Genomic DNA, 24,254 nt, shown 5'->3' on the forward strand with positions numbered 1-24,254 from the left:
ACTGACTAGTTTTGGTTCTTATCGAGCCACGGACTAGAGACCAAGCCGAACCCCATCACCATCAGGCCAGCGCCGACGAGCGGTCGAATGGCCGCCCAATCCGCGCCGGTCAGCATCATGGCGCCGATAACTGCGCTGAAGATACCGACCGACGATCGTAGATACGTCATCATTCCACGGGCCCCCGCACCTCTTAACAAACCAAACATGCGCAGCTTATCAGTAGTACCGCTGCTGATTTCGGGTGGTCGCGACAAAACCTAAGACCCGGGCGCGGCCCGATCTCGCGCGCCTGCCGACATGGGCCTCAGCAACGTGCTCGTCGCGCGACTATAGCGCTACATACCAGTAGTGCCGTGTCTTGCTTGAGTCGTTAGTAATGACAAGGGGTTCACCCCCACGGAATGCGCGAGCCGCTCCACGCTCCGCAGCGACAGGTTCCGCTCCCCGCGCTCCAGTCCGCCCATATAAGTCCGGTGAAAACCCAGCACCTCAGCGAAAGCCTCCTGCGAGAGACCCAGCTCGAGGCGGATACGCCGGAGGTTCTCTCCCACCGCCCGTTGCAGATCCCCCTCGGCCACATCTGCAACCGTTCCGGCCTGCTACTTGAGGGTCTACATACTTATAAGTAGCATGGGCGCGCCCGGGCGGCCCGGGCGGCAATCAGGAGACCTTTAGGAGACCGGTCATGAGCGGCGGCGACTTCACCCAGCACCTCGTCAAGCAGTCTTGGATCGAGCGGACGGCATACCGTCTGCGCTCGTGGCTGGCTGCTCGCTGACGAGCGTCCAGACGAAGGCGAATCCCGACTTTGGGAGGAGCCATCCCGGCAGGTCGACACCCAGAACGCGGGCGTCGACCTGCTGTGGCATCTGGCTGACCCGCGAACGGTGGCTACTGCTTACCAGTTCAGTGACGCTCATCTGCGCGATATCGGTGTCGGTGTAGTCGACCTCGAGCGAGAACTGTCTCGTAGGTTGCCCGACCTCGAAGTAGAGGCGGTGTCCGTGCTTCGGTGTGACGGTTCGGTAGAGCTGACGAATGCGGACGGGCCTGCAGGCGGCAACTATGTCCTCCCCGATCGCGGCACTGTAGGTCTGGCCCTGTGCACGCTGAGAGCGGCGGATCGGGCGTTCAGCTCCGTCGACGGAGAAGGTGAGCAGTTCGTAGTTGCGTTGCTCGGCGGCGATCAGGCCGTCGCGCGCGGTCATGAACCAGGTGAGCGTCGCGGGAACGTCGCTGACCAGCTCGTGGAACTCCTCGCGGTCTGAGACGCAGGCGAAGCGCTGCACCGGGTGGGTAGGGATCGTCGTGTACTCCCACTCGACAAGTACGTCAAAGAGTTCGGCACCAGTCGAAGACGGCTCGTCCGAACTGTGCAGCCAGACGCGGACCTGAGCGTCGTGCCACCGTTCGGGCGCTCGAATCGCTTGGTCGCGGAGATCGGCGTACAGCTCGCTTGCGAACTGGGTGTCGCCGAGTCGTAGGGCGAGCGCGTTCGTTGCCAGTTGATCGAGGAGCTCAGGTGTGGCGACTCGCTCGAGGTCCTCTGGGGCGCCGGCGAACCCCTTGACGACGGCGTCGGTGAAGTCAGGGACGAGTTCGCGAACGACGGCCCGGTTCCGTTCGAGGTCGGCTTCGTCCTTTGCTTGCCCAACGAAAAAGTCTAAGGCTAGGCCAAGCGCACCGGTAACGACCAAGACGTCGGCGAGCCCGTTCACGACCGCTACCAGCAGGTGGTTGAAATCACCGCGGTCGAGCCACTCCCCCAGTGCTGCCAGTAGCAATCCGGAGCCAAAAAGAGTCAGACCGACTAGCAGAAGCCGGAGTTTGTAGATCTGGTCGAACAGTGATCGCTTTCGCATGAATAAACTACATTATGCACAATTAATGCGCGCTTTGGAAGGCTCCCGTTTGCCATTAGAAGGTTATGGCCGCATCGCTTACCAATCCCAAGCGATGCCGTAGAAAAGACCCCCGTAGGCATCTCGAAACCGCGCATGCACTGTCGACGATCCAGTTGGCAGGAAGGTTGCCTTCGACGGTTCGCCTGGTCGCTCCAGGGCAGTCATACCGTCGACCTTCCACACGGCCGCTGGCGCTTGCCCGATGAACATCACTTCGAACTCGGCGAACCGTGTCGGCTCGTGGAAGGCCAGACTTTCCTCGGTCAACCAGTAGGGGTCGTTCTGATCTGCATTCGGCACCCGAAAGCTGAGGTCGTACACGTAACCCCGTTGCATTGGTGCTGCGTGCCAGAACTGGTGTGATTGTCCGCCCGCTGTCTCGATTGTGCTTAGCCGGAAGTTAGGGCTCAGCGCCACGGGCGGATCCCAGCCTGCAGCGGAGATCGCGAGGTACTCGATCCCGTCGAACAGGGCGAGTAGCCGGTAGTGATGCCGGGTCTCGAGGTGTTTTCGGTCGCGGACAACGGTGGTGATGCGCACCGAGTGATGCAAGAAGCCGTTGTGGGATTCGGTTATCCGCAGGCCCGTCGGCGACTTTGGATACCAACCCGTCAGGAGTTGCGTTTGCAGCCGCGTTGTTGCGGCGGCGTCTCGGTCGGCCACAGCCTCCCTGGTGATCCCGAGGCGCTGCGCGACTGCATCGCGACGGAGACCGAGTTGGGTAACCCCCTCCATTCGCGGGGTGAGCGCAAAGATGTCGAGCAGGAGGTCTGCGTCGGCGACACGCAGAGAGTAGATCGCTGACTCCAGACGCTCTCGAAGCACGTTCGAGGGCTCATGAGCGCCACCCAAGCAGGCGACGAGATCGGTTCGCTTGGCCAGCCGAGCGGCGGTGTAGCCGGGTCCCTTCCGCAGGAGCAGCAGGTCGTAGAGCACGTCTTCGGGTTCGTACGCTCGGCTGCGCCCGGAGGGTACTGGAGCCGCTCTCGGCGTGCGTGACTCCAACTTGCCCACCTCCGAACTCCAACTCCGTCTGCATGCACCCTACGGACGGCGTTCGCTCCTAGCGTCCATCTCGCACCCGCCAGTCCGGCGGGAACAGAGAAGGGAAATTTGAGATGAACGAGGTTGTACGGGACCAGGCGGTCCGTCCGGGTCTGCTCCCAACGAAGCAGGAGCGGGAGTTCGCCCGCGCCCAGGCCGGCATCGTGCTGGGTACGCGACTGACGGCCACACGCGTCGATGCCGAGGCCGCGCTGACCGGTCGCATCATGGAACGAGTCGTCGACATCGACGGGTACCGCCGCGCGCTCGCGGCCAATGACGAGACGCTGAACGCGGTCTTGACCCGGATCGAACTGGGCTTCATCGCCAAGGCCGAGCAGATCCAGCGCGGTAGCGGATCGGCCTTCGACCTGTGACTCCGGAGCTGCTGGTCTGGGCGGCAGGCCCGACCGCCGGCGCACTGGTGGGGGCATTCGCCGGCTCGCTCGCTACTGCCTGGACGCGGTCGCGCCCTGCAGAGGTTGCCGACGAAGAGCCCTCGCGCTTGCGGGATATGAAGGAAGCAGACCGAGAGGCGTTGGCCTCAGAGTTGCGGGTCCACGCGGCCGCTGCCGCCCGCCAGGTGGCGACTCTCGCCGATGAACTGGCTGGCGGGGACGTCGCGCTGCGCGAGCGCCTCCGGCTCCTGGAGGGCAACGGGCCGCTCGGATGGTGGTCATGACAGTGGTCGGGGTGGTCATCGTGGTGCTCGGGGTTCTCGGCCCGGCGGCGTTGCTGCTCGCGGTTCAGGGGCGGCGTCGTGCCCGCATCGCTCGCAATCCCTTCACGCAGCTCGAGGCTGCAGCCCGGGTGGCTCGGCGCCAGATGAACGACGCGGTGGGACAGTCGTGGCGCAACATCGTCGACTGACGCGGCCGGAGGTCACCGCCTGCCCAAGCCAGCTGGTGCGCGCGCTGGGAAGCCGCCTCCATGGCTAGCGGCGGCGGGTTCCTGCCGTGGGCCTGGTCGCTTGTGCTGCTCGCGGTCGCGGCGTCCGTCGCGGCGCACTTGCTGCGGGTGCACGTGCTGCCGCTCTGGCCATACGCGGCCGGAGGCGCGGTAATTGTGGCCGTCGGCTACGTCGCAGCCATCTTGGTTCGCCGAAGCAGGTGGTGACGCCATGGTCTGCGAGAACCAGCGGATGAGCTTTATCATGGGTGCGCTGCTAGAAGCGCAACGCGAGCAGGCGGCATTCGAGCGGCTGCTCAGCGAAGGGCCGAAACTGGGGCTCCCGAGAGCCGACCGAGCGCACGTCGGCCGGTTGCTTTCACCTGTCGATGACAGCGATCTCGAGCGCTCGCTCCATCAAGCACGTGAGCCGGTCCGCACGCTCCTGACCGTCTCACCGTTCGAGGTCGCGGTATCCGAGCTGCAAAGCTCCCGGGCGCTCGAAGCATTGTCGGAGTACCCGCTCGACAGTCCAAAGCTGCTGGGCGCCGCCCAGGTGCACGGCATCGACGAACGAATCCTCACCGAGGTCGCTGAAGCACTGCAACGCAAAAGACGCGGGAGAGGGTGACGAGGAGCTGTCTGAGATCGCGGCGTTCGAGCGAGAGTGCGGCTACTGGTTTCAGCGGGTCTCGGACGCTCGGGGCCACCACTGTCGTTGCCGCAGAGCTGCTTCGCGGTGGCGCGCTGTGCGGGCACGCTAATGCTCCGCGGTCCGCCGGCATCGCATTGGAATGGCGGCGCTGGCGGACCTGGGTCCGGGGCGGCTCGACGGCAACTGAAGGCCCTTGGCGCAGGTGGTCCGCCAAGCCGGGAGTTTTCGAGAGAACGCCTGGCCGACAGCCCAACCTCAGTGGGACATGTCTATTTCACAACAGATTCTCGCCGCTACCGAAGCGCGCGGAATCAAGCAGTTTCATCAGGTGGAGGGATTGTCGCGTCGGTTGTCACGTCGGTCGACGCGTCGCTAACCCCAGGTATTGCAATTAAGCCCGGGATGCTTTTTAAGTGATAGCACCCCAGGAACGCTCCCCTCGTTCTTGGCTGGTCATCAAATCAACCTAATTCTGAAGACCGCACCGATTGTCGGCTGTAACGACTATGTGCGGCAGGAAGGAGCTTCTGCATGTTAACACAAATTGCTACTGCCGACGAGGAGCCGGGGGCTCGTCGTACCTTTCGAACGATCCTTGCGGACCCGCCGTGGGATATCCAGCAGAAGGGTCAGCTCGGCGCTTCGGCGCACTACAAGCTGATGTCGCTCAACCGGATCAAGAAGATGCCGGTGGCCGATCTGTCGGAACCGGATGCACATCTGTGGCTGTGGGCCACCAACGCCACGCTCCGGGCCGCGTACGACGTCATGGAGGCGTGGGGATTCACGCCACGCTCGCCGCTGACGTGGATCAAGCCGCGACTGGGACTCGGCAACTACCTGCGGAACGCCACGGAGCACTTGCTTCTCGGCACCCGAGGTAACGCCCCGGTGCAGTTCAAGGCGCAGCCGACGTGGATGTTCGCGCCACTGCAGGACCATTCGCACAAGCCCGAGGAGCAGTACGCCGTCATCGAGCGGATCTCCGAGGGTCCCTACCTAGAGCTGTTTGCGCGGCGCCAGCCGCCGTCGCGGGCCGACTGGTCGGTGTGGGGCAACGAGGTCGACGCCGACGTCGTCCTTCCGGGCTACCCGGTGCCGTCCGACCAGCGTCACATCACCGGTGACACGAGCGCAGGAGGTTCTCGTGCCTCGGCGTAGGAAGCGCACCACCGACCGCGTCCGGCAAGAGGACCGTCGACTCCGCGTTCGAGGCGAGCGGCGCGAAGTCCCCGACACCAAGAAGCTCTCGCGGGCCTACATCGGTTTGGCGCTGGCACGCGCTCAGGCCGAGGCAGCAGCCCAAGCGGACGTGTCCGCGGAAGGTGCACCAGACACGTCCAAGGCCCACGCCACTCCCCCGGAGCCGCGACATGACCGGTCCTAAACCGCTCGCTCGGCGCCGGGCCACCGATCCTGGATCGGGCTGGGTGTTCTCGCAGCTGCACCTCCCACGGCCGCTCAAGCCCGAGCAGGTTGACGTCATGCTGCTGCGACTGGCAGCTGATCGAGCCGCACCGCCGCTGGTTTTCGAGACCCGCGCCGAAGCCGGGCAGCTCGTCCAGCACTTCGTCGGCACCCCGGCCGAGCACGTCACCTGGGTGCAGCGCACGCTGCGCGATCTGCTCCCCGGCCTCGAGGTCGACGGTCTGTCGACGGCGCAGGCGGGTGCTTCTCGGGCACCCGCGCAGCGCTCGGTACGCCTGCGGATCCGGCCACGAGCGCTCGGGCTCGCGACCGACCGGCCCGAGGTTACGAGCCTCGCGCTGCTCTCGGCATTGGATGCGCGGCTGGAGGTCGGTGAACGGCTGGTCGTGCAGGTCGTGCTCGGCCGGCGGGCGCTGCCGAAGCACCTGCCGAAGGACATCCCGGACCCGACGCAACCGACCTGGCAGGTCGTGCTGCAGGGCGAGGTCAACGCCGGGAAGCCGGTACGGAGTCAGATCGATGCCCGAGTCGGGCAGCACGGGTTCGAGACGACCATCCGAATCGGCGTCAGCGCCACCACGCCCGAACGACGCCAGCGGCTGGTCAGCGGTGTGCTGGGCGCGCTGTCGACCGCCGTAGATCGCGGCACCTACATCGACCTGACCTTCGAGCCGGTCGCTCGCTTGAACGACCCGCGGATGCCCCCGTGGTGGACCTGGCTGCCCATGAGGGTCGGAGCGACCGAGCTGACAGGCATCCTCGGCTGGCCGCTGGGCGAACGGGATCTGCCCGGAGTCGCGCCGCTCCACCCGAAGCCACTGCCCATACCGACGGGTGTCAGCCGAACCGAGCGCCTGTTCGCTGTCCCGGGTCGTGGCGACGGCGGTGCGCCCGTCGGGATCGCTGCCCGCGACATCACGGCACATTTTCTGGCCACCGGGCCGACCGGTGTTGGGAAGTCGACGGTGTTGCTCTCGCTAGTGGCTGCCGACGCCGCTGCCGGGCGGGCTGTGCTGGTCATTGATCCGAAGTGGCAGCTCATCCGGGACATCGTCGAGCGGGCTATCCCGGAGGACCGGATCGACGACGTGGTCATCCTCGACCCAGCCGACGCCGCAGCGACGGGTCAGGTGGTGGGGTTCAACCCGCTCGTCATTGGCGACCGCGATCCCGACGTCGTCGTCGACGGCCTCGTCGCCGTACTGGCAGCGGTGTTTCACGACGGCTGGGGACCACGAACCGAGGACATAATCCACTCGGCGCTCCTCACGCTGGCCCGCGTCGGCCAGGGCCGGGTCGAGGACGGCGGTGCGCCCTTCACTCTGCTGGACCTGCCTCGGCTGCTGACCGACGACCGGTTCCGAGCTTCCGTCATCGGGGAGGTTCTGGATGATCCGGGCCTCGGCTCATTCTGGGCCAGTTACCTAGCCATGTCACCGGCGGCACAGGCCCAGGCCATCGCCGCACCGCTCAACAAGCTGCGCCAGTACCTACTACGGCCGTCGCTGCGGGCGATCCTCGGACAAGCCCAACCAACGTTCCGACTGCGGGACGTCTTCACGAGCAACAAGATCGTGCTGGTGCCGCTCAACGAAGCACTCATCGGGCCCAAGACCGCCCAGCTGCTTGGCAGCCTCGTCGTGGCCGAGACCTGGTCCGCCACCATGGAACGCGCTCGTGAGGACGACCCCAGCGCCCGACCGGCGACGGTGGTCATCGACGAGGTCCAGCAGTACCTTCACCTGCCAGTCTCGATCGACGACGCGCTCAGCCGCTCGCGCTCCTACGGAGTTGGCTGGCACATCGCACACCAGCACCGAGCGCAGTTGCCACCTTCGACCCGGGCAGCGGCCGACTCCAATGCCAAGTCGAAGATCGTCTTCCAGCCCCTCGACCCCGACGACGCGAACGCCATCGCAAGGCGCGCCCCGGACCTCGATGCGCTCGACTTCATGTCGCTGGGCAGGTACCAGGCCTACGCCAATCTGACTGTCGACGGCACCCCCGCCGGATGGGCCCTCGTCAGGACCTTGCCGCCGCCGGCACCGACCGGCCTCGGCAGCCGTGTGCGCGAACACAGCCGCACCAACTACGCCAACCCCGTCACGTCGCCCCCCAAGCGCCCGGGCCTACAGACCGCAGATGCCCCGAGTGGCAGCGCGAGAGACCGCGGCGAAGACGCGCCGCTCGGGCGGAAGCGGAGGCAGCGATGAGCGACACCAACAGGCCACGGACCGCCACGTCACCAGCAATGCGCCCCGAGCATCTACTCGAAGATCAAGGGTCAACGGCAGTCCGTCCGCCCGTCTTACCGCGACCCTCAACCCCCATCCGTTTCCCCACGTCAGCACCAACTTCCCGCCTGCAGCGGGAGGGGACTGACCCCGCGTCGCGGGGTGCTGAGCGGGGCGATCGAGGCTGCAAACAGGCGCGCGGCCTCCTGCACGGAGGTGGCTCGTGAGTCGCCTCGATGTGAACACCCTCAAGGGCCAGCTACTGGAGCGGGACTACGACCTCCTGAGAAGCGTCGACCAGTACCGCCTGCTCACCACTAAGCACCTGCAGCGACTGCACTTCGATGCGGCGCATCCAACGCCGCTGGCAGCTGCTCGAGCCTGCAGTCGCAGCCTGGTGCGACTCAAAGACCTCGGGGTGCTCAGGTCACTCGACCGTCGCATCGGTGGCGTACGCGCCGGGTCCGCTGGCTTCGTCTGGTTCCTCGGCCCAGCTGGAGACCGCCTCCTGACCGCACTGCACGACGAGGCGAGCGGCAGACGCCGAAACTACCGCGAGCCGTCCCGACACTTCGTCGACCACACCCTGGCCGTCACCGAGCTCGCCGTCCAAGCCATCGAGGCCGGACGCACCGGCGCAATGGAGGTGCTCAACATCGAGACCGAGCCGGCCAGCTGGCAGCAGTCGCTGTCACCGCACGGCACCAGGGCATGGCTCAAACCCGACCTTCGCTTAGTGACCGTCACGGCCGAGGAGGAGTTCCATTACTTCATCGAGTCAGACCTTGCCAGCGAGCATCTGCCGGTCATCGTGCGCCAGTGCGAGGCCTACGAGGCCTTCCGCGCCAGCGGCCGCTACCAGGCCGCTCACGGCCTCTTTCCAGCGGTGCTGTGGGTTGTCCCCACAGAGGCCCGTGCCGCCGCACTCCGGGCCGCTGTTCGCCGAACAAGGGCCAAGCCGGGCAGGGGCCTCCCCCAGAGCTCTGAGCGCCGGCTCGACCCGCAGCTGTTCACGGTCTGCACCGCCGATGAGTACGCCGCGGTCATCCGCGGCGACCACCTACCAATCAATCCGCCGGGTGGGCAGGAAGGAGAAGCCCCATGAACCACGAACACCCGTCCACCCGGAACCATCCCGCTCCGAAGCACCGCGCCGAGACTGGGCCAGCCCTGCTCGACTACGGCCAGTCCGCTGCCACCGGCGAGGTCATCACCGACCCAAAGGCCGACGCCTTCGTCGCCGAGGTCATTGAGAACGCGCCCAGTCCGGAGGCAGCCGATGCGATCAGCCGGGCCTACCAACGTCACGGCACCGCCTTTGCGATCTATCTGACCCTCGACGGCGTCGACAAGTACGTCCACGACTACGGACCAGGTCATCAGCCGGCCGATCCTCGTCAATCGAACGCGACTTCACCGGCAGCTACCACGGCCGCTATGCCGACCGGAACGCGTTGGTCGACGACGTCATCGAGACCTTCGGCTGGCAGCAGGAGCTCGACCAGCTCCTCGTTGGCCGCCCAGATCTGCAGATGGCTGTCACCTTCGACCGCGAGGCTATCTACCAGTTCGCGAGCGACCACTACGACCTGATCCAGTCCGACGGAACTGGGGTCATCCACGTATTCACGCGGTGGCCGCGATTACGTGCACTAGACGAGAGACGCGAGTTCCAACAACCGCCGCCGGTCGCGACATTTACAGTTCATTTCCTACTGGACTTTCTCTCCAAAGAGAGCGTCACTATCAGTGGGCGACTGTCGATATTCCGGCGGGACCCCACCGACAAGCAACCTAACCGAAAGGAGGCGATATGCCCTCACCAGAACAACCACAAACATCAGAACCCCAGATCCCGCAGCAGCCCGAAGGCCAGGTTCCAACGGCCGACGCGGCCAACGGTCCCGAGCAGGCCGAACAGCACTTCAAGACCGTCGCGGTCCGCGTCCACGAAGACGTCCACGCACAACTGAGCTTCATCGCCCAGCTCAGCGGATCGAACCTCTCCGAGCAGATCCGACGCGCGATCGGCGACCGGATCACTGCGGCGCAGTCCGATCCCGAGCTGATCGCCCGGGCCGAGGCCGCGAGCAAGCAGATCGAGCGAGAGGCCGCAGCGCGCACCGCTGCCATCGCCGGGTTCATCGGCAAGCCAGCCACCGCGGCCGCCGCCGGCCGACAACCACGAACCGCCAAGACAACCCGGCAGCGCAACTAGAGCTATGCACGAACAACTCGCAGCCCACCACGCGACACACGCCCACGCAACGAAACGCCACGCCACGACGGCCACTCGAACGCTGGTGCGACGTCTCCGCCGCCGAACCACGAACGACAAGGCCATGTCCGCGAAGGCGGCTGTCATATATGCCCGTACCGCGAGCAGGGCAACGGTCGACTCGGCTGCGCTCGACCAACAGATTGCCGTATGCGAGCTCGGGGCTGCGGAGATCGGTGCCGAGGTCGTCGGCATCTTCGCGGAAGGTGGCGTGTCCGGCAACACGGCAGATCGACCGGTTCTCAACGCGCTCCTTGCCCGATTGGCGGAGCAGGACGTCGATCTGCTCATCTGCCTAGACCCCACCCGGATAGCACGCTCCTTCGAGGTCTACCGGGCAATCACCGAGTACGCCGACATGCTGGGCGTGCGGGTGGTCTTCGTCAACGACCTATCGAGGCGTGAGCGCGCGAACGGATCGGCTCAATGATCTGTGGCGCCCCTAGCGCTCAACGGGGCCGGGGTCGGCCTACGGACGCGGATCGCGGCCAGGAACTTCCCAGTAGTCGGGGATCGCTGAGACCTGCAGGGCGTAAAAATCTTCACGTTCTGGGCTCGCGGACATGGTCTCAAATAGTTCGACCGCATCGAAGATGCCGTACCGGATCTGCTGGTTCAGCTCTTTCATCTGTTCCTGCGTCAGATGAGCGACATGGAACCGCTCGATGGAGTTACGAACCAGCATGGCCATCACCATTACGTGCTGCTGTCGAGGAGTCAATGCCATGAAGTCGCGTGTCGTCATTCCGTTTTATTTTGACAATGTCGAACGGATCGGTCAATCCCCATGCAAACAGAATGTGCCCGCTGGCACGCAAGAGAGGAATAGTCTTCTATGACACTAGCCATCAACGACGCCGTCGAATCACAACCGTGCAAGACGGCGATTATGTACCTCCGCGTTTCGACAGCTGAGCAGGCGACGCGGGGCGGTCGGGAGGAGGGGTTCTCGCTGCCGGCACAGCGTGAGGCCAATACCCGCAAGGCCACATCGCTGGACGCCACAGTGGTGGCCGAGTTCGTGGACGCTGGAGAATCGGGCACGAAGGTCGACAAGCGCACGGGTCTGCAGGCCATGCTCGCCTACATTCGCGAGCACCAGATCAGCTACTGCATCGTGCACAAGCTCGACCGCCTCGCTCGGTCCCGCGCCGACGACGTCTCGATCCACTTCGCACTTCGTCAGGCCGGCGTCACGCTGGTCTCCACGAGCGAGAACATCGACGAGACACCCTCTGGGATGCTCATGCACGGCATCATGAGCAGCATCGCGGAGTTCTACTCCAACAACCTGCGGACCGAGGTCAGCAAGGGGCTGGACCAGAAGGCCAGCCTCGGAGGAACCATCACCAGGGCCCCGCTCGGCTACCGCAACGTCCACATCGCCGATGACCTCGGCCGGATCAACCGAACCGTCGAGATCGACGCAGAACGGGCCCACCACATTACCTGGGCGTTCTACCGCTACGCCGAAGGCGACTGCTCCATCTCGATCCTGCTCGAGCAGCTCACCGACCGCGGTCTATCGACCCGGGCGACGCCCAAGTGGCCCAGCAAGCCACTGTCGATCACCAGCCTGCACAAGCTACTCAAGAACCCCTACTTCAAGGGAGAGATCCACTACAAAGGCGCCATCTACCCCGGCATCCACGAGCCGCTCGTCGACCCACAGACCTGGCAACAAGTCCAAGACCTGCTCGCAGCGCACCACACAGCAGGCACCCACCAGCGCTCCAACGACCACTACCTGCGCGGAAGTGTCCACTGCGGCGCCTGCGGCCACCGGCTCATGGTCACCACCGCCCGCAACAAGTGGGGCACCGAGTACCGCTACCTCATCTGCGCGGGGCGCACCCGGAAAGTCACGACCTGCGATCGCCAGGCCATGCCGATCAGCCTAATCGAAGAACTCATCGAAGATGAGTACCGCACGATCGCACTCAGCCCCGAGCTCAGAGACCTGGTGGAGCAGGAAATCCTCGAGGACTTCGACGCCATCCACGCCGCAGCAGACACGGAGCGGAAACAACTCACCCAACAGCGAGTCGAGCTCACTGCTCAACGACAGAAGTTGCTAGACGCGCACTACGCCGGCGCCATCCCGATCGACCTACTCAAGACCGAGCAAGAGCGCATCGGCAGCCAGCTCGAGCGGATCCAACACCAGCTCTCAACAGCCGAGTCCAACTTCGAGGAGGCCCGCGCCGTGCTTGCCGACACTCTCGACCTGACTCGTGACTGCCACGCGGCATACCTCGAAGCCAGCGACAACCTGCGCCGCCTCTTCAACCAAGCCTTCTTCACCAGGATCTACATCGACGAGGACATCGAGACCCGCGAGCGGACCGTCAGAGTGGACTACAACCAACCCTTCGACGACCTGCTCTCACGCCTCGTACCTGGCCGCGTGCACCAGCGTTTGCAGGCAGACGCAAACACCGCCCGCCGGGAGGACCCGGCGGGCGGTGGTTCTTTCGAGGGGCAGAGTTCTCTTACGAGCACTCTGGTGGAGCTGGCGGGAATCGAACCCGCGTCCTTCGGCGTCGAACCAGGTCTTCTCCGGGTGCAGTCAGCGGTGGCGTTCTGCTCGGCCCCGGCGCTCGCACTGACACGTCGCCGACAGGCCCAGTCACAGAAGAGTCCCGCTCGTCCCCCTGTGACCCGGGACGGGCAGCAAGTCTCCTAGATGACGCCAGGGTCCGGGTCGGAGACAGGCACCCGGTCTGACGCTTCGATCACCGCTCAGGCGGCGAGAGCGAAGGAACTGCGCTTAGCGTTGGCAGTTGTGGTTTCCAGCGGTCGTTTACGAGATGTCGCTGGCTCCTCGACCCGCTTCTCCTGGAACTGACGTCCCAAGTCGAAACCGATCAGCCCCTCTTGAGTTGTACTGCTCGTCCAACACTAGTCGACCCGTCCACCATTCCCGAACGCGTTTCCCCAGCCCGCGAGAGCGTCGACGCCGGGACCGGTCAGCAGCGGCAGCCCGGCCGGTCGACCCGTGAGCACCAGCCCCACGGCGTACGCCGGCCCGCGGGCCTCCGGTGCCGACGCCGGGCCGTGGATCCAGTCCACGTCTTCTGCCACCAGGCGCACCGCGGGCCTCCCGCCGGGGGTGAAGCCCGTGCGAGCCTTCGGCGAGACCAGGAAGTCGAGGGCGTGCCGCCACGACTCGAGAGGCCGGTCGTGGGGCAGGTCGAGCGGCACCGCGATGTCCTCGCGGTGCACGAGGAGGTCGGTCAGCGGGGCGTGCCAGTCCATGCCGGGCGGGGTGAACCGGGAGTCCGCGTGCTCGCGCAGCATCGCGGCGATCTCGGCGGCGGGCCGGTCGGAGAGCCGGGCGGTCACCCGTTCGCTGGCCCGGTCGAAGCTGCCTCGGGCGCGCACCATCTCCCACGCGAACGCCGGCAGGCTGGTCGTCGGTCCGACCAGCAGGTGGGCGGCGACGTCCTGCACGCTCCACCTCCCGCACAGCGACTGGGCGGCGAGCTGCTCGGCGCTCAGCGAGTCGACGAGGTCAGCGAGGGCCAGCCGCTCGGCGGCGATGAGGGTGAACGGGTCCTCCGTCATGCCGCGCACCCTAGGGCGTGGCGGGCTCCCCGAACAGCGTCACGGCGTTGCCCCAGCACACCGCGCGCAGCCAGTCGTCGCCGAGGTCGAGGCGGGCCAGGCCCTCGAGCTGCTCGACGTAGGGGTAGGGGATGGTCGGGAAGTCCGAACCCAGCAGCACGTCTCCGGCCAGCCCGAGCTCGCGCAGTCGCGGCACCAGTGCGGGCGGGTAGTCGACACCGAAGAAGTCGGTGAAGACCATCGTCGTGTCGAGCCGCACCCGCTCGTAGGACTCCGCGAGCAGCAGGAACTCCTCGACCTCCGGCGCGCCCATGTGGGCGATGACGAGCGGCAGTCGCGGGTGGCGCCGCAGCACCGCCTCGACCGAGTCCGGTCCCGTGGTCTCGCCACCGACCGGCCCCGACCCGGCGTGGGTCACGATGGGCACGTCGGCGTCGGCGAGCGCGCCCCACACGTCGTCGAGCAGCGGGTCGTCGAGGCGGAACTCGCCCACCTGCAGGTGCAGCTTGAACACCTCGATGCCCGCGTCGACCAGTTCCCCGACGTACGCCGCGACGCCGGGCTCCGGGAAGAACGTGCCCGACCAGAGCACGTCGGGCCGCTCGGCGGCGAAGTCGCGCGACCAGGCGTTGAGGTACGTCGCCACGCCGGGCTTGTGGGCGTAGGGCAGCGTCGAGAACCGGCGCACGCCCATCGCGCGCAGCAACTCGACCCGGTCCTCGTGGGAGGTGCGGTAGCGGATCGGCCACTCCCGGCCGATCTTCGGCCCCGCCGAGTCGAAGACCGCCCACACCGCCCGCTGGATCGGCGGCGGCAGGAAGTGCACGTGGACGTCGAAGAGCCCCGGCAGCCCGAGCCCCTCCCAGAACGCCCGGACGGCGGGGACGTCCCCGGACCGGTCAGTCACTCATGCCCTTCAGGCGGCGACCGACGGCCTGCTCGACCTCGCGGTTGGCCTGGCGCTCGGCGAGCGTGTGCCGCTTGTCCCAGGTCTTCTTGCCTCGAGCGGTCGCGATCTCGACCTTGGCGCGGCCGTTCAAGAAGTACAGCGACAGCGGCACGACGGTCAGGCCCTTCTCGGCGACCCGCCGCTCGATCTTGTCGATCTCCTCGCGGTTGAGCAGCAGCTTGCGCTTGCGCCGCGCGGAGTGGTTGGTCCAGGTGCCCTGGGAGTACTCCGGGATGTGCACGCCGTGCAGCCACGCCTCACCGCGGTCGATGTCGACGAACCCGTCGACGAGCGAGGCCCGTCCCTGTCGCAGCGACTTCACCTCGGTGCCCTGGAGCACCAGTCCCGCCTCGTAGGTGTCGTCGATGGCGTAGTCGTGACGCGCCTTCTTGTTCTGCGCGATCAGCTTGCGCCCCTGCTCCCTGGCCATGCGTCCATTGTCTCAGCCGTGGGAAGTGGTTTCGAGACGGCCGTAGCCGGCCTCCTCAACCACCGTGTCGCTGGTTGAGGAAGGACGAAGTCCTGTCTCGAAACCACTCGACCACCGTGGGGTCAGAGGTAGCCCATCGGGTCGACGGCGGTGCCGTCCTGGAGCACGGTGAAGTGCAGGTGGCAGCCCGTGGACCAGCCGGTGGAGCCGACGTACCCCACGACCTGACCGCGCTTCACGCTGTCCCCCACATCCACGGTGTACGACGTCGCGTGGTTGTAGACGACCGTCAGCGCGTGGCCGTTGACCTTGCCGACGGAGACGTAGAGCCGGTTGCCGTAGACCGCCGAGTAGTAGCGCTCGATGACCTTGCCGTCCGCGGCGGCGCGCATCCCCTCGCCGCACGAGACGCCGAAGTCGGTGCCGTCGTGCAGGCCCCAGTAGCCGTAGATCGGGTGGATCCGGTAGCCGAACGGCGAGGTCACCGGACCGGTGACGGGCGGCAGCAGGAAGCCGTCGTCGGCGCCGACGTAGCCGGTGGAGGTGTCGGCGGCCGCAGCGGCGATGATCCGCTGCTTGATCCGCTCCTCCTGCTTCTTGAGCGCCTCGAGCTCGGCGAGGTCGGCCTTGCGGGCGCGCTCGGCCTTGCGCTGCGCCTTCTCCCGGGCGGCGACGGTGACGGTCACCTGCTCCTGGGCGGCGTACGCCGCGGCCGCCGCGGCATCGGCGTCGGCCTTGAGCTCCTGCACGGTCACGAGGTGCTGGGCGGCCTCGTCGGCCTGACCGGCCGCCGTGACCTCGGCGGCCTTGACCGCGTCCTTCTTCGCCGACAGGGCGACCTCCGCCTCGTGCAGCTGGGCGAAGAGCGTGCCCTGGTCGTGGATGACGTTGTCGGCGTACTCCAGCTTCCGCGTGAGGTCGGCCGGCGTCTGCGCGCTGAGGTAGCCGGTGATGGCCATCAGCTGCGGCGAGCCCTGCTGGTAGATGTCGACGACGGTCTGCTTGACCTTGGCCTGCTGGGCGGTCAGCGCGTCCTGGCCGGCGGCGAGCTCGGCCTTGGCCTGCGTGAGCGCGGCTTGGGCCGCGACCAGCGAGGCCTGCATCTGCGCGTCGAGGGCCTCGGCCTGGGTCAGCTGCGCGGTCGCGGCGGCCGCCGCGTCCTGCGCCGTGCCGAGGCGGCCCTGGGCCGTGACGAGGTCGGACTCCGCCTGGGCGAGCGCCTTCTCGGCCGCGTCGACGGCCTTGCTCGCCTCCTCGGCGTCGTGCTGGGCCTGCTCGATCTGGGACTGGACCTGGTCCTTCTGCTTCTCCAGGTCGTCCTTCTCGTCGGCGTGCGCCAGGGGTCCGGCGTACGCCGCCACGGCGCACACGAGGGCGGTCAGCAGGGTCAGGAGCAGTGCAACGGGCGCCGTCGTACGGCGGCCGGCGGCGCTGGGGAAGGAGCGCACGACGTACCAATCGGTCGGGGAAGCAATCCGCCCCGACGGTAGGTGAAGCCGCTCAGACTTTGAGGTATTTGCGGGTCAGCAGGAGTGTCGGCAGCAGCGTGAGCACCGGTCCGAGCACGCCGATGACGAGCAGCGAGGTGGTGTAGTCGGAGACGCCGATCCAGGGCATGAACGACACCGACGACGCGATCCGCTCGTGCACGCCGAACCACATGAACGCCCCCAGCGTCCCGCCCGCCAGCGCCACGCCCACCACGGCGGTCACGAGCGACTCCAGCAGGAACGGCAGCGCGATGTAGAGCGTCGAGGCCCCGACGAGCCGCATGATGGCGATCTCCTTGCGCCGCGCGAACGCCGCCAGCCGGATCGTGTTCGCGACCAGCAGCAGCGCCGCGATCACGAGGAACAGCGCGACGCCCCAGGCGCCGTACTTGAGCGCGTCGAGCCAGCCGTAGAGCGGTGCGAGGGTGTCGCGCAGGTCGCGGACCTGCGAGACCCCGTCGAGCCCCACCACCGCGCTGGTGACGCCCTCGAACTGCTGCGGGTCCTTGAGCGTGATCCAGTACGACTGCGGCATGTCGGTCGCGGTCATCGGCGGGTTGGGCCCGTCGAACTGGTCGGCGCCGTAGAGCTCCTTGACCTTCGCGAACGCCTCCTCCTGCGACTCGTAGCGCACCGAGGAGACCTCGGGGTTCTGCGAGATGGTCTGCTCGACGCGCTGGCGCTGCTCGTCGGTGACCGCCGAGGTGCACGCGGGGTTGGAGTCGCCGTCGCGGCAGAGGTAGACGGTGACCTGCAGCTGGTCGCCGAGGTAGCGCACCGCGATGTCGGACTGCTGCTTGATGAGCACCCCGAGGCCGAGCAGGGTGAGCGACACGAACAGCGTCAGCACCACCGCGATGTGCATCGAGACGTTGCGGCGCAGCCCCTGGCCGAGCTCGCTGAAGACGTAGCCGACGCGCATCAGCCGCTGATCCCGTCGTAGACGCCCTGCGACTCGTCGCGCACGACGCGACCGTGGTCGAGCTCGACGACCCGCTTGCGCATCTGGTCGACGACGCCGGAGTCGTGGGTCGCCATGAGCACGGTGGTGCCGGTGCGGTTGATCCGCTCCAGGAGCTTCATGATCCCGACCGAGGTGGTCGGGTCGAGGTTGCCGGTCGGCTCGTCGGCGATGAGGATCATCGGTCGGTTGACGAACGCGCGCGCGATCGCGACGCGCTGCTGCTCACCACCGGACAGCTCGTCGGGCATCCGCTCGCCCTTGCCGTCGAGGCCGACCAGCTCGAGGGTCTGCGGCACGACCTTCTTCACCTCCGAGCGCGGCCGACCGATGACCTGCAGCGCGAAGGCGACGTTCTCGCTCACCGTCTTGTTGGGCAGCAGCCGGAAGTCCTGGAACACCGTGCCGATCTGGCGCCGCAGCCGCGGCACCTTCCACCCCGCCAGCCGGTTGAGGTCCTTGCCGGCGACGTGGACGCGACCGCCCGTCGAGCGGGTCTCACGCAGCACGAGCCGCAGCGCGGTCGACTTGCCCGACCCCGACTGGCCCACGAGGAAGACGAACTCGCCCTTCTCGATGTCGATGCTCACCTGGTCGAGCGCAGGCTTGCCCGTGCCGGGGTAGGTCTTGGAGACCTTCTCGAAGCGGATCACGTCGATCGAGAGTACGCGCACCAGTCCGCGACAGTGGTTTCGAGACGGTCCTGGCGGACCTCCTCAACCGCCGTGGCGGTAGTCGAGGAAGGACGAAGTCCTGTCCGCCCCGGTGGTTGAGGAAGGACGGAGTCCTGTCTCGAAACCACTTCAGCCGCAGGTCAGCCCGCTGGCGCGTCCACGACCCACCACGCGGCGTACGGCGGGAGCCAGAGCACACCGTCGCCGCCGACCTCGAGCACGTGCCCTCCGAGCGCGTCGTACGCCGTGCGGATGCCGGCGGCGCGCACGCGGTGCAGGTCGACGGGGCGCCGGGTGCCGGTGACGTTGTAGAGCCCGACGAACGCCCCGGCGGCGTGCTCCCGCGCGACCGCGAGCACGCCGTCGTCGACGCCGTCGAGCACCTGCACCCGGGCGGAGGCGTGCAGCTGCGGCAGCGAGGCCCGCACCCGCGCGAGGTGGGCGAGGCCGCTGAAGACCCGGCCCGGCACGGTGCGCAGGTCGTGGCGAGCGGCGGCACGGTCCCAGTCGAGCCGCGGGCGGTGCGCCCAGCGGTTGTCGTCCTCGTGGCCGGGCTCGGCGGCCCAGTCGGGGTCGTTGGGCTGCCCGAGCTCGTCGCCGCTCCAGATGACCGGCACCCCGCCCCACCCGCACACGACGGCGTGGGCGAGGAAGAGCCGCGCCAGCGCCGCGTCGGTCTCGAGCGGGTCGCCCGCGGAGTGCAGCCCGACGAGCGAGGCCGCGGTGCCGCTGATCCGCTGGTCGCCCGTCGCGGGGTTGGCCTGGAAGACCAGTCCTTCGGCCCAGGAGCCCGGGAAGCGACCGGCGTACCAGTCGGAGAGGAAGGCCCGGTGTCCCGCGCCGGTCACCCCGGCGCGCCACGCGTCGGTGTCGTCGATCGCCCAGCCGATGTCGTCGTGGCAGCGGGCGTAGGTGATCCAGGTGCCGGTCGACGGGGTCGCGGGCAGGGCGCCGAGCGCCTCGCGCGCCAGGGACTTGCCGCCGGCGGCGAGCATCGACCAGACCTGCACCATGAGGCTGTTGTGGTAGGCCAGGTCGCTGACGCGACCGACGTGCCGACCCGTGCCGAGGTACTGCACGAGGTCGCGCGGGCCGACGATCGCCTCGGCCTTGAACGCCACCGCCGGCGCCGCGATCCGGGTCACCGCGTGCAGCGCCTGGGTGATGGCGTGCACCTCGGGCTGGTTCTGGCAGTCGGTGCCGAGCCGCTTCCAGAGGAAGGCGATCGCGTCGAGGCGGAAGACCTCCACGCCGAGGTTGGCCAGCAGCAGGATCGTCTCGGCGAACTCCACGAGCACGTCCGGGTTGGCCCAGTTCAGGTCCCACTGCCACTCGTTGAAGGTCGTCCAGACCCAGCCGTCGAGCTCGGGGTCGAAGGTGAAGTTGCCCGGCGCGAAGTCGGGGAAGACCTCCGGCAGCGTCTGCTCGTAGGCGTCGGGCAGCGCGCGGTCGTCGAAGACGTGGAACCACTCGCGGTACGCCGCGTCGCCGGCCCGCGCGGCCTCGGCCCACGCGTGCTCGCGCGCGACGTGGTTGAGCACGAGGTCGATGACCAGGCTGATGCCCCGCCCGCGCAGCTCGGTGGCGAGGTCGCGCAGGTCGTCGGTGGTGCCGAGGTCGGCGCGCACCGTGCGGTAGTCGGCCACCGCGTAGCCTCCGTCGTTGTCGCCCTCGCGCGGCTGCAGCAGCGGCATCAGGTGCAGGTAGGTGACGCCGAGCTCCTCGAGGTGGTCGAGCCGGTCGACCACGCCGGCCAGGTCGCCGGCGAACCGCTCGGTGTAGCAGGCGTAGCCGAACATCTCGGGGCGCTGCAGCCAGTCGGGGCGCAGCAGCCGCTGCTCGTCGAGCCGGTGCAGGTCGGCCGGGCGGGCGTCGTACGCCGTGGCCGCGGTCTCGACCAGACGGCGGAGCAGGGCGTCGGCGACGGCCGGGTCCGGGTGCAGCGCGGTGACGGCGTCGCGCAGGTCGGGCCAGTAGCGGTCGAGGCGCAGCGCCAGGCTCTGGCGACGGCCGGGGCCTGTCGCGCTGCCGAGACGGGCGGCGGCGATGGCGTGCAGGTCAAGGGGAGCGCTCATCGAGACGAATCCAAGCACGCCGGTAGCGTCGGGGGCATGCGCCTGCGTGCTCGCTCCCTCGCCGTCGTGGGGGTGGTGACGGTGCTGGTCACGGCCGCGCTCGTCGTCGCGGGGGTGGTCCTCCTCGGCGACGGTCCCGACGAGGCGGACCGCGAGGCCGCGGCGACGCCGTTCACGATCACGACGCTCGCCGAGCTCGGGCTCGACCCGACCTCGGTCGGGGTGACGCGCGGGCCGTTCTGCGACGAGGTCGACCCACGCGAGGTCGAGGCCGCGCTGGGCTCCGAGCCGGCCGACGCGACCGCCTGGCAGAACGGCGACCCGGTGCCGCTGCGCGGGGGCGCGCAGGACGTCGGCCACGAGTTCGGCTGCTCCTGGACCGGTGCCGACGGCACGGTCGCCTCGGCGTGGGTGTTCGCTCCGCCCGTCGACGCGACCCGGGCGGCTCAGCTCGCCCAGGACACCGACGCCGGGTGGTGCACGCAGCCCTCCCCCGCCCCGGCGTTCGGCACCAGCGGCACCTCGCTGGACTGCTTCGGCCAGGGCAACGGCTACGTCGCCTACCGCGGCCTGTTCGGTGACGCCTGGCTCACGTGCCGGGTCGAGGCGCCGCCCGCAGACCCCGCCGCGGCCCCGCTCGACCCGACCGGTCTAGAGGACCGGGCCGACCGGTGGTGCGCCGGGATCCTCCGATCGGTCAGTTCGACCGCGAACTCCTGACCCACCCCCGCGCCTGCTCGCAGAGTGGGACGCGTGGCCCAGGCTCGACTCGTCATCGCCGTCGCCGCGCTCTCGGGTGCCGCGTCGCTGCTCGGCGTGACCTCACCGACCCTGGCCTCCCCCGACCCGCTGGCCGCGGCCGCCGAGCGCAACGACATGTCGACCGCCGAGCTCCGCGACCTGATGGAGGACCCGACGGTCCAGCTCGACCACACCGACAAGATCTACTACGTCGACCCGGCAGGCGAGCACGACCACGAGGACGACGGGCACTCGGCCGAGGAGGGCGCCGCGGACGACGAGGGCGAGCCGCAGGTCGCGCAGGGCGCGCCGTACGCGCTCGACCAGACGTTCCTCCTCCACAGCCGGCCCTCCGCGCCGGCGGTGATCTTCATCGACCTCGACGGCGCCCGGGTGGCCGGCACCGCCTGGAACAGCAAGATCCCCGACGGCGACCACCGCGGCTACAGCCTCGACGGCGACTACTCGACGTTCAACGACGCCGAGCGCACGGCGATCCAGGAGATCTGGGCGCGCGTCGCGGAGGACTACGCGCCGTTCAACGTCGACGTGACCACGCAGGACCCGCTCGGCTCCAAGCCCGGCACCAAGGCCCTGGTCGCCGACAGCCAGAGCGCGGCCAACGCGCTGTGCGGCGGCGGCTGCGGCGGCGTCGCCTACCTGAAGGTCTTCGGCTCCGGCGGCACGCGGTTCCAGCCGGCCTGGATCTTCCCGCAGAACCTCGCCGGCGGCGACCCGAAATCGGTCGCCGAGGCGGTCAGCCACGAGGTGGGGCACAACTTCGGCCTCGACCACGACGGCTACGCGTCCTACGGCTACTACTCCGGCCACGGCGTCTGGGCCCCGATCATGGGGGCGGGCTACGACCGGCCGGTGACCCAGTGGAGCCGCGGCGAGTACGCCGGCGCGACGACCGGGCAGGACGACCTCGCGATCATCGCGGGCAGCGTGCCGCTGGTGGCCGACGAGGCCGGCGACACCCCGGGCACGGCCTCGACCAACCTGGCCGGGACCAAGCTGATCACCTCCGCCAGCGACCGCGACGTCTACGCCCTGGGCACGTGCAACGGCACCTTCAGCGTCTTCGCGCTGCCGCCACCCACGGCCGCCCTCGGGCCCAACCTCGACGTGCGGCTCGACCTGCTCGACTCCGCCGGCAACGTCGCCGGCAGCGCCGACCCGCCCGTCACCATGCTGAGCCGTACGACGGCCCGCGGGCTGAGCGCGGGCCTCACCGTGCCGCTGCCCAGCGCCGGGCCGTGGTTCGTGCGCGTCGACGGCACCGGGGTCGGCACCCCGTCCGACGGCTACAGCGACTACGCCAGCATCGGCAGCTACACGCTCAGCGTCACCTGCACGCCCCCCGGCGGCACCCCGCCGGCGTTCCCCGAGGCCGACTCGGGCTCGGTCACGCCGGGCGGCACCAGCGGCACCAAGCCGTCCGCCCCCTCCAAGGTGAAGGCGCGCAGCGGCAAGCCCGGCGGCAAGGCCACCGCGTCGGTCTCGTGGAAGGCCCCCCAGGGCGGCGGCATCACCGGCTACCGCGTCGTCGTCATGAAGGGCCCGAAGGGCAGCCGGGCGATGGGCTCGCCCATCACGACGGCCGCCAGGGCGAAGTCCTACGTCGCCACCCTGCGACCGGGCCGCTACCGGTTCGCCATCGCAGCCATCAACGCCGCAGGCATGTCGTCACCGGTGGCGTCCAAGACGGTCATCGCCCGCTGAGCGAGGTGCTGACCGCCCGGGTCGAGGTCAGTTCTCCTCGGCCCGCTCGGCGCCGCGGCGCCAGCGGATGCCCGCCTCCAGGAACCCGTCGAGGTCGCCGTCGAGCACGGCGGCCGGGTTGCCGACCTCGAAGCCGGTGCGCAGGTCCTTGACGACCTGGTAGGGGTTGAGCACGTAGTTGCGCATCTGGTCGCCCCAGCTCGCGGCGACATCGCCCTTGAGCTCCTTGGTGAGCGCGGCCTCCTCGGCCTTCTTGCGCGCGAGGAGCTTGGCCTTGAGCACGACCATGGCCGAGGCCTTGTTCTGCAGCTGCGACTTCTCGTTCTGACAGCTCACCACGATGCCGGTCGGGATGTGCGTGAGCCGGACCGCGGAGTCGGTCGTGTTGACCGACTGGCCGCCGGGGCCGCCGGAGCGGAAGACGTCGACGCGCACGTCGTTCTCGTCGACCTCGATGTCGTCGGTCTGCTCGAGCACCGGGATGACCTCGACCGCGGCGAAGCTGGTCTGGCGCCGGCCCTGGTTGTCGAAGGGGCTGATCCGCACCAGGCGGTGGGTGCCGGACTCGACCGAGAGCGTGCCGTAGGCGTAGGGCGCGTGGATCGCGAACTCCGCCGACTTGATGCCGGCCTCCTCGGCGTAGGAGACGTCGAAGACCTCGACGGAGTACTTGTGCTGCTCGGCCCAGCGCGTGTACATCCGCATCAGGCTCTCGGCGAAGTCGGCCGCGTCGACGCCGCCGGCGCCCGAGCGGATCGTCACGATCGCCTCGCGGGCGTCGTACTCCCCCGACAGCAGGGTGCGGACCTCGAGCGCCTCGACGGACTTGTGGATCCGCTCGATGTCGCGCTCGGCCTCGGCGAGGGTGTCGGCGTCGTCGACCTCGCGGCCGAGCTCGACCAGGGCCTCGACGTCGTCGATGCGGCCGAGCAGCTCGCTGAACCGGTCGACCTCGCCCTGGATCGCCGAGAGCCGGCCGGTCACACGGGTGGCGTTGGCCTGGTCGTCCCACAGGTCCGGAGCGGCGACCTGCTCGGCGAGGTCGGCGATCTCGCGACGCATCGCGTCGACGTCGAGCACCTGCTCGACGGTCCTCATGGTCGCGCGGAGCTGCTTGATCTCGGCGTCGAAGTCGGGTCCAGCCACAACGCCCCACTCTAGACGGCGGGCCCGCCGTACCCCAGTCGGTACGACGGGCCCGGCCCCTC

The 24,254-nt window shown here is 68.3% G+C and carries 23 protein-coding genes, 1 other RNA gene and 1 pseudogene; 11 read left to right on the forward strand and 14 right to left on the reverse strand.

What is annotated here, in order from left to right:
- Positions 1–338: 338 nt before the first annotated feature.
- The 3 genes from GRQ65_RS02550 to GRQ65_RS02560 all read right to left on the reverse strand — a co-directional run bounded on the left by GRQ65_RS02550 (position 339) and on the right by GRQ65_RS02560 (position 2,843).
- Positions 339–581 carry a helix-turn-helix domain-containing protein gene (locus GRQ65_RS02550; RefSeq protein ID WP_160874793.1) on the reverse strand — a complete coding sequence of 81 codons (243 nt, stop codon included), beginning with the start codon at positions 579–581 and terminating at the stop codon, positions 339–341.
- Between the two features lie 138 nt (positions 582–719).
- Positions 720–1,865 carry a hypothetical protein gene (locus GRQ65_RS02555; protein ID WP_160874795.1) on the reverse strand — a complete coding sequence of 382 codons (1,146 nt, stop codon included), beginning with the start codon at positions 1,863–1,865 and terminating at the stop codon, positions 720–722.
- A gap of 78 nt (positions 1,866–1,943) precedes the next feature.
- Complete coding sequence (locus GRQ65_RS02560; protein ID WP_160874797.1) at positions 1,944–2,843, reverse strand: hypothetical protein; 900 nt, start codon at positions 2,841–2,843, stop codon at positions 1,944–1,946.
- A gap of 182 nt (positions 2,844–3,025) precedes the next feature.
- Between GRQ65_RS02560 and GRQ65_RS02565 the strand changes: the two genes are divergently transcribed.
- The 6 genes from GRQ65_RS02565 to GRQ65_RS02590 all read left to right on the forward strand — a co-directional run bounded on the left by GRQ65_RS02565 (position 3,026) and on the right by GRQ65_RS02590 (position 9,261).
- Positions 3,026–3,328 (forward strand): hypothetical protein, encoded by a 303-nt coding sequence (locus GRQ65_RS02565; RefSeq protein ID WP_160874799.1) that lies wholly within the window; start codon positions 3,026–3,028, stop codon positions 3,326–3,328.
- Positions 3,329–3,644: 316 nt separating this feature from the next.
- A complete protein-coding gene (locus GRQ65_RS02570) occupies positions 3,645–3,821 on the forward strand; it encodes a hypothetical protein (protein ID WP_160874801.1) in 177 nt (58 codons plus the stop codon).
- Positions 3,822–4,071: 250 nt separating this feature from the next.
- The gene (locus GRQ65_RS02575; protein ID WP_160874803.1) at positions 4,072–4,470 is read left to right on the forward strand and encodes a hypothetical protein; all 399 of its coding nucleotides are present in this window, start codon (positions 4,072–4,074) and stop codon (positions 4,468–4,470) included.
- A 555-nt stretch (positions 4,471–5,025) separates the two neighbouring features.
- On the forward strand, positions 5,026–5,655 hold the full coding sequence (locus GRQ65_RS02580; RefSeq protein WP_160874805.1) for an MT-A70 family methyltransferase: 630 nt from the start codon (positions 5,026–5,028) through the stop codon (positions 5,653–5,655).
- Between the two features lie 323 nt (positions 5,656–5,978).
- Positions 5,979–8,135 carry a type IV secretory system conjugative DNA transfer family protein gene (locus tag GRQ65_RS02585; RefSeq protein ID WP_160874807.1) on the forward strand — a complete coding sequence of 719 codons (2,157 nt, stop codon included), beginning with the start codon at positions 5,979–5,981 and terminating at the stop codon, positions 8,133–8,135.
- A 244-nt stretch (positions 8,136–8,379) separates the two neighbouring features.
- Positions 8,380–9,261 carry a replication-relaxation family protein gene (locus tag GRQ65_RS02590; protein WP_160874809.1) on the forward strand — a complete coding sequence of 294 codons (882 nt, stop codon included), beginning with the start codon at positions 8,380–8,382 and terminating at the stop codon, positions 9,259–9,261.
- 292 nt (positions 9,262–9,553) lie between these two features.
- Here the strand turns inward: GRQ65_RS02590 and GRQ65_RS02595 are convergent, their stop codons facing one another.
- A complete protein-coding gene (locus GRQ65_RS02595) occupies positions 9,554–9,778 on the reverse strand; it encodes a hypothetical protein (protein WP_160874811.1) in 225 nt (74 codons plus the stop codon).
- 191 nt (positions 9,779–9,969) lie between these two features.
- Between GRQ65_RS02595 and GRQ65_RS22060 the strand changes: the two genes are divergently transcribed.
- A complete protein-coding gene (locus tag GRQ65_RS22060; protein ID WP_202387045.1) occupies positions 9,970–10,374 on the forward strand; it encodes a hypothetical protein in 405 nt (134 codons plus the stop codon).
- Between the two features lie 124 nt (positions 10,375–10,498).
- Positions 10,499–10,864: a recombinase family protein gene (locus tag GRQ65_RS02600; RefSeq protein WP_160874813.1), complete on the forward strand. Its 366-nt coding sequence runs from the start codon at positions 10,499–10,501 to the stop codon at positions 10,862–10,864.
- A 39-nt stretch (positions 10,865–10,903) separates the two neighbouring features.
- Here GRQ65_RS02600 and GRQ65_RS02605 read toward each other — a convergent pair whose 3' ends face one another.
- Positions 10,904–11,179 (reverse strand): hypothetical protein, encoded by a 276-nt coding sequence (locus tag GRQ65_RS02605; protein ID WP_160874815.1) that lies wholly within the window; start codon positions 11,177–11,179, stop codon positions 10,904–10,906.
- 144 nt (positions 11,180–11,323) lie between these two features.
- Between GRQ65_RS02605 and GRQ65_RS24260 the strand changes: the two are divergent.
- Positions 11,324–12,352: pseudogene (locus GRQ65_RS24260) on the forward strand (recombinase family protein); the annotation flags it as partial.
- A gap of 586 nt (positions 12,353–12,938) precedes the next feature.
- Here GRQ65_RS24260 and ssrA read toward each other — a convergent pair.
- The 8 genes from ssrA to GRQ65_RS02655 all read right to left on the reverse strand — a co-directional run bounded on the left by ssrA (position 12,939) and on the right by GRQ65_RS02655 (position 20,580).
- Positions 12,939–13,309: a transfer-messenger RNA gene (gene ssrA / locus GRQ65_RS02620) on the reverse strand.
- 26 nt (positions 13,310–13,335) lie between these two features.
- Positions 13,336–14,001: a maleylpyruvate isomerase family mycothiol-dependent enzyme gene (locus tag GRQ65_RS02625; protein WP_160874817.1), complete on the reverse strand. Its 666-nt coding sequence runs from the start codon at positions 13,999–14,001 to the stop codon at positions 13,336–13,338.
- A gap of 10 nt (positions 14,002–14,011) precedes the next feature.
- Entirely contained in the window at positions 14,012–14,908 is an 897-nt protein-coding gene (locus tag GRQ65_RS02630) for an amidohydrolase family protein (RefSeq protein WP_160874819.1), read from the reverse strand.
- Positions 14,901–15,380, reverse strand: coding sequence for an SsrA-binding protein SmpB (gene smpB / locus GRQ65_RS02635; RefSeq protein WP_160874821.1), 480 nt, complete (start codon positions 15,378–15,380; stop codon positions 14,901–14,903). Before smpB ends, GRQ65_RS02630 begins: the two co-directional genes overlap by 8 nt.
- Before the next feature lie 122 nt (positions 15,381–15,502).
- Positions 15,503–16,828: a peptidoglycan DD-metalloendopeptidase family protein gene (locus tag GRQ65_RS23730; RefSeq protein WP_160874823.1), complete on the reverse strand. Its 1,326-nt coding sequence runs from the start codon at positions 16,826–16,828 to the stop codon at positions 15,503–15,505.
- 52 nt (positions 16,829–16,880) lie between these two features.
- On the reverse strand, positions 16,881–17,792 hold the full coding sequence (ftsX, locus tag GRQ65_RS02645; protein ID WP_160874825.1) for a permease-like cell division protein FtsX: 912 nt from the start codon (positions 17,790–17,792) through the stop codon (positions 16,881–16,883).
- Positions 17,792–18,484 carry a cell division ATP-binding protein FtsE gene (gene ftsE / locus GRQ65_RS02650; protein WP_160874827.1) on the reverse strand — a complete coding sequence of 231 codons (693 nt, stop codon included), beginning with the start codon at positions 18,482–18,484 and terminating at the stop codon, positions 17,792–17,794. Before ftsE ends, ftsX begins: the two co-directional genes overlap by 1 nt.
- Before the next feature lie 161 nt (positions 18,485–18,645).
- On the reverse strand, positions 18,646–20,580 hold the full coding sequence (locus GRQ65_RS02655) for an alpha-amylase family protein (protein ID WP_160874829.1): 1,935 nt from the start codon (positions 20,578–20,580) through the stop codon (positions 18,646–18,648).
- 36 nt (positions 20,581–20,616) lie between these two features.
- Here GRQ65_RS02655 and GRQ65_RS02660 point away from each other — a divergent pair, with 36 nt between their 5' ends.
- A complete protein-coding gene (locus GRQ65_RS02660) occupies positions 20,617–21,300 on the forward strand; it encodes a hypothetical protein (protein ID WP_160874831.1) in 684 nt (227 codons plus the stop codon).
- A 33-nt stretch (positions 21,301–21,333) separates the two neighbouring features.
- A complete protein-coding gene (locus tag GRQ65_RS02665) occupies positions 21,334–23,046 on the forward strand; it encodes a zinc-dependent metalloprotease family protein (RefSeq protein WP_160874833.1) in 1,713 nt (570 codons plus the stop codon).
- A 27-nt stretch (positions 23,047–23,073) separates the two neighbouring features.
- On the opposite strand, the gene prfB is transcribed toward GRQ65_RS02665, so the two are convergent.
- Complete coding sequence (gene prfB, locus GRQ65_RS02670) at positions 23,074–24,192, reverse strand: peptide chain release factor 2 (RefSeq protein WP_160874835.1); 1,119 nt, start codon at positions 24,190–24,192, stop codon at positions 23,074–23,076.
- Positions 24,193–24,254 lie beyond the last annotated feature (62 nt).

The sequence above is a fragment of the Nocardioides flavescens genome (assembly GCF_009823805.1).
GTDB lineage: Bacteria > Actinomycetota > Actinomycetes > Propionibacteriales > Nocardioidaceae > Nocardioides > Nocardioides flavescens.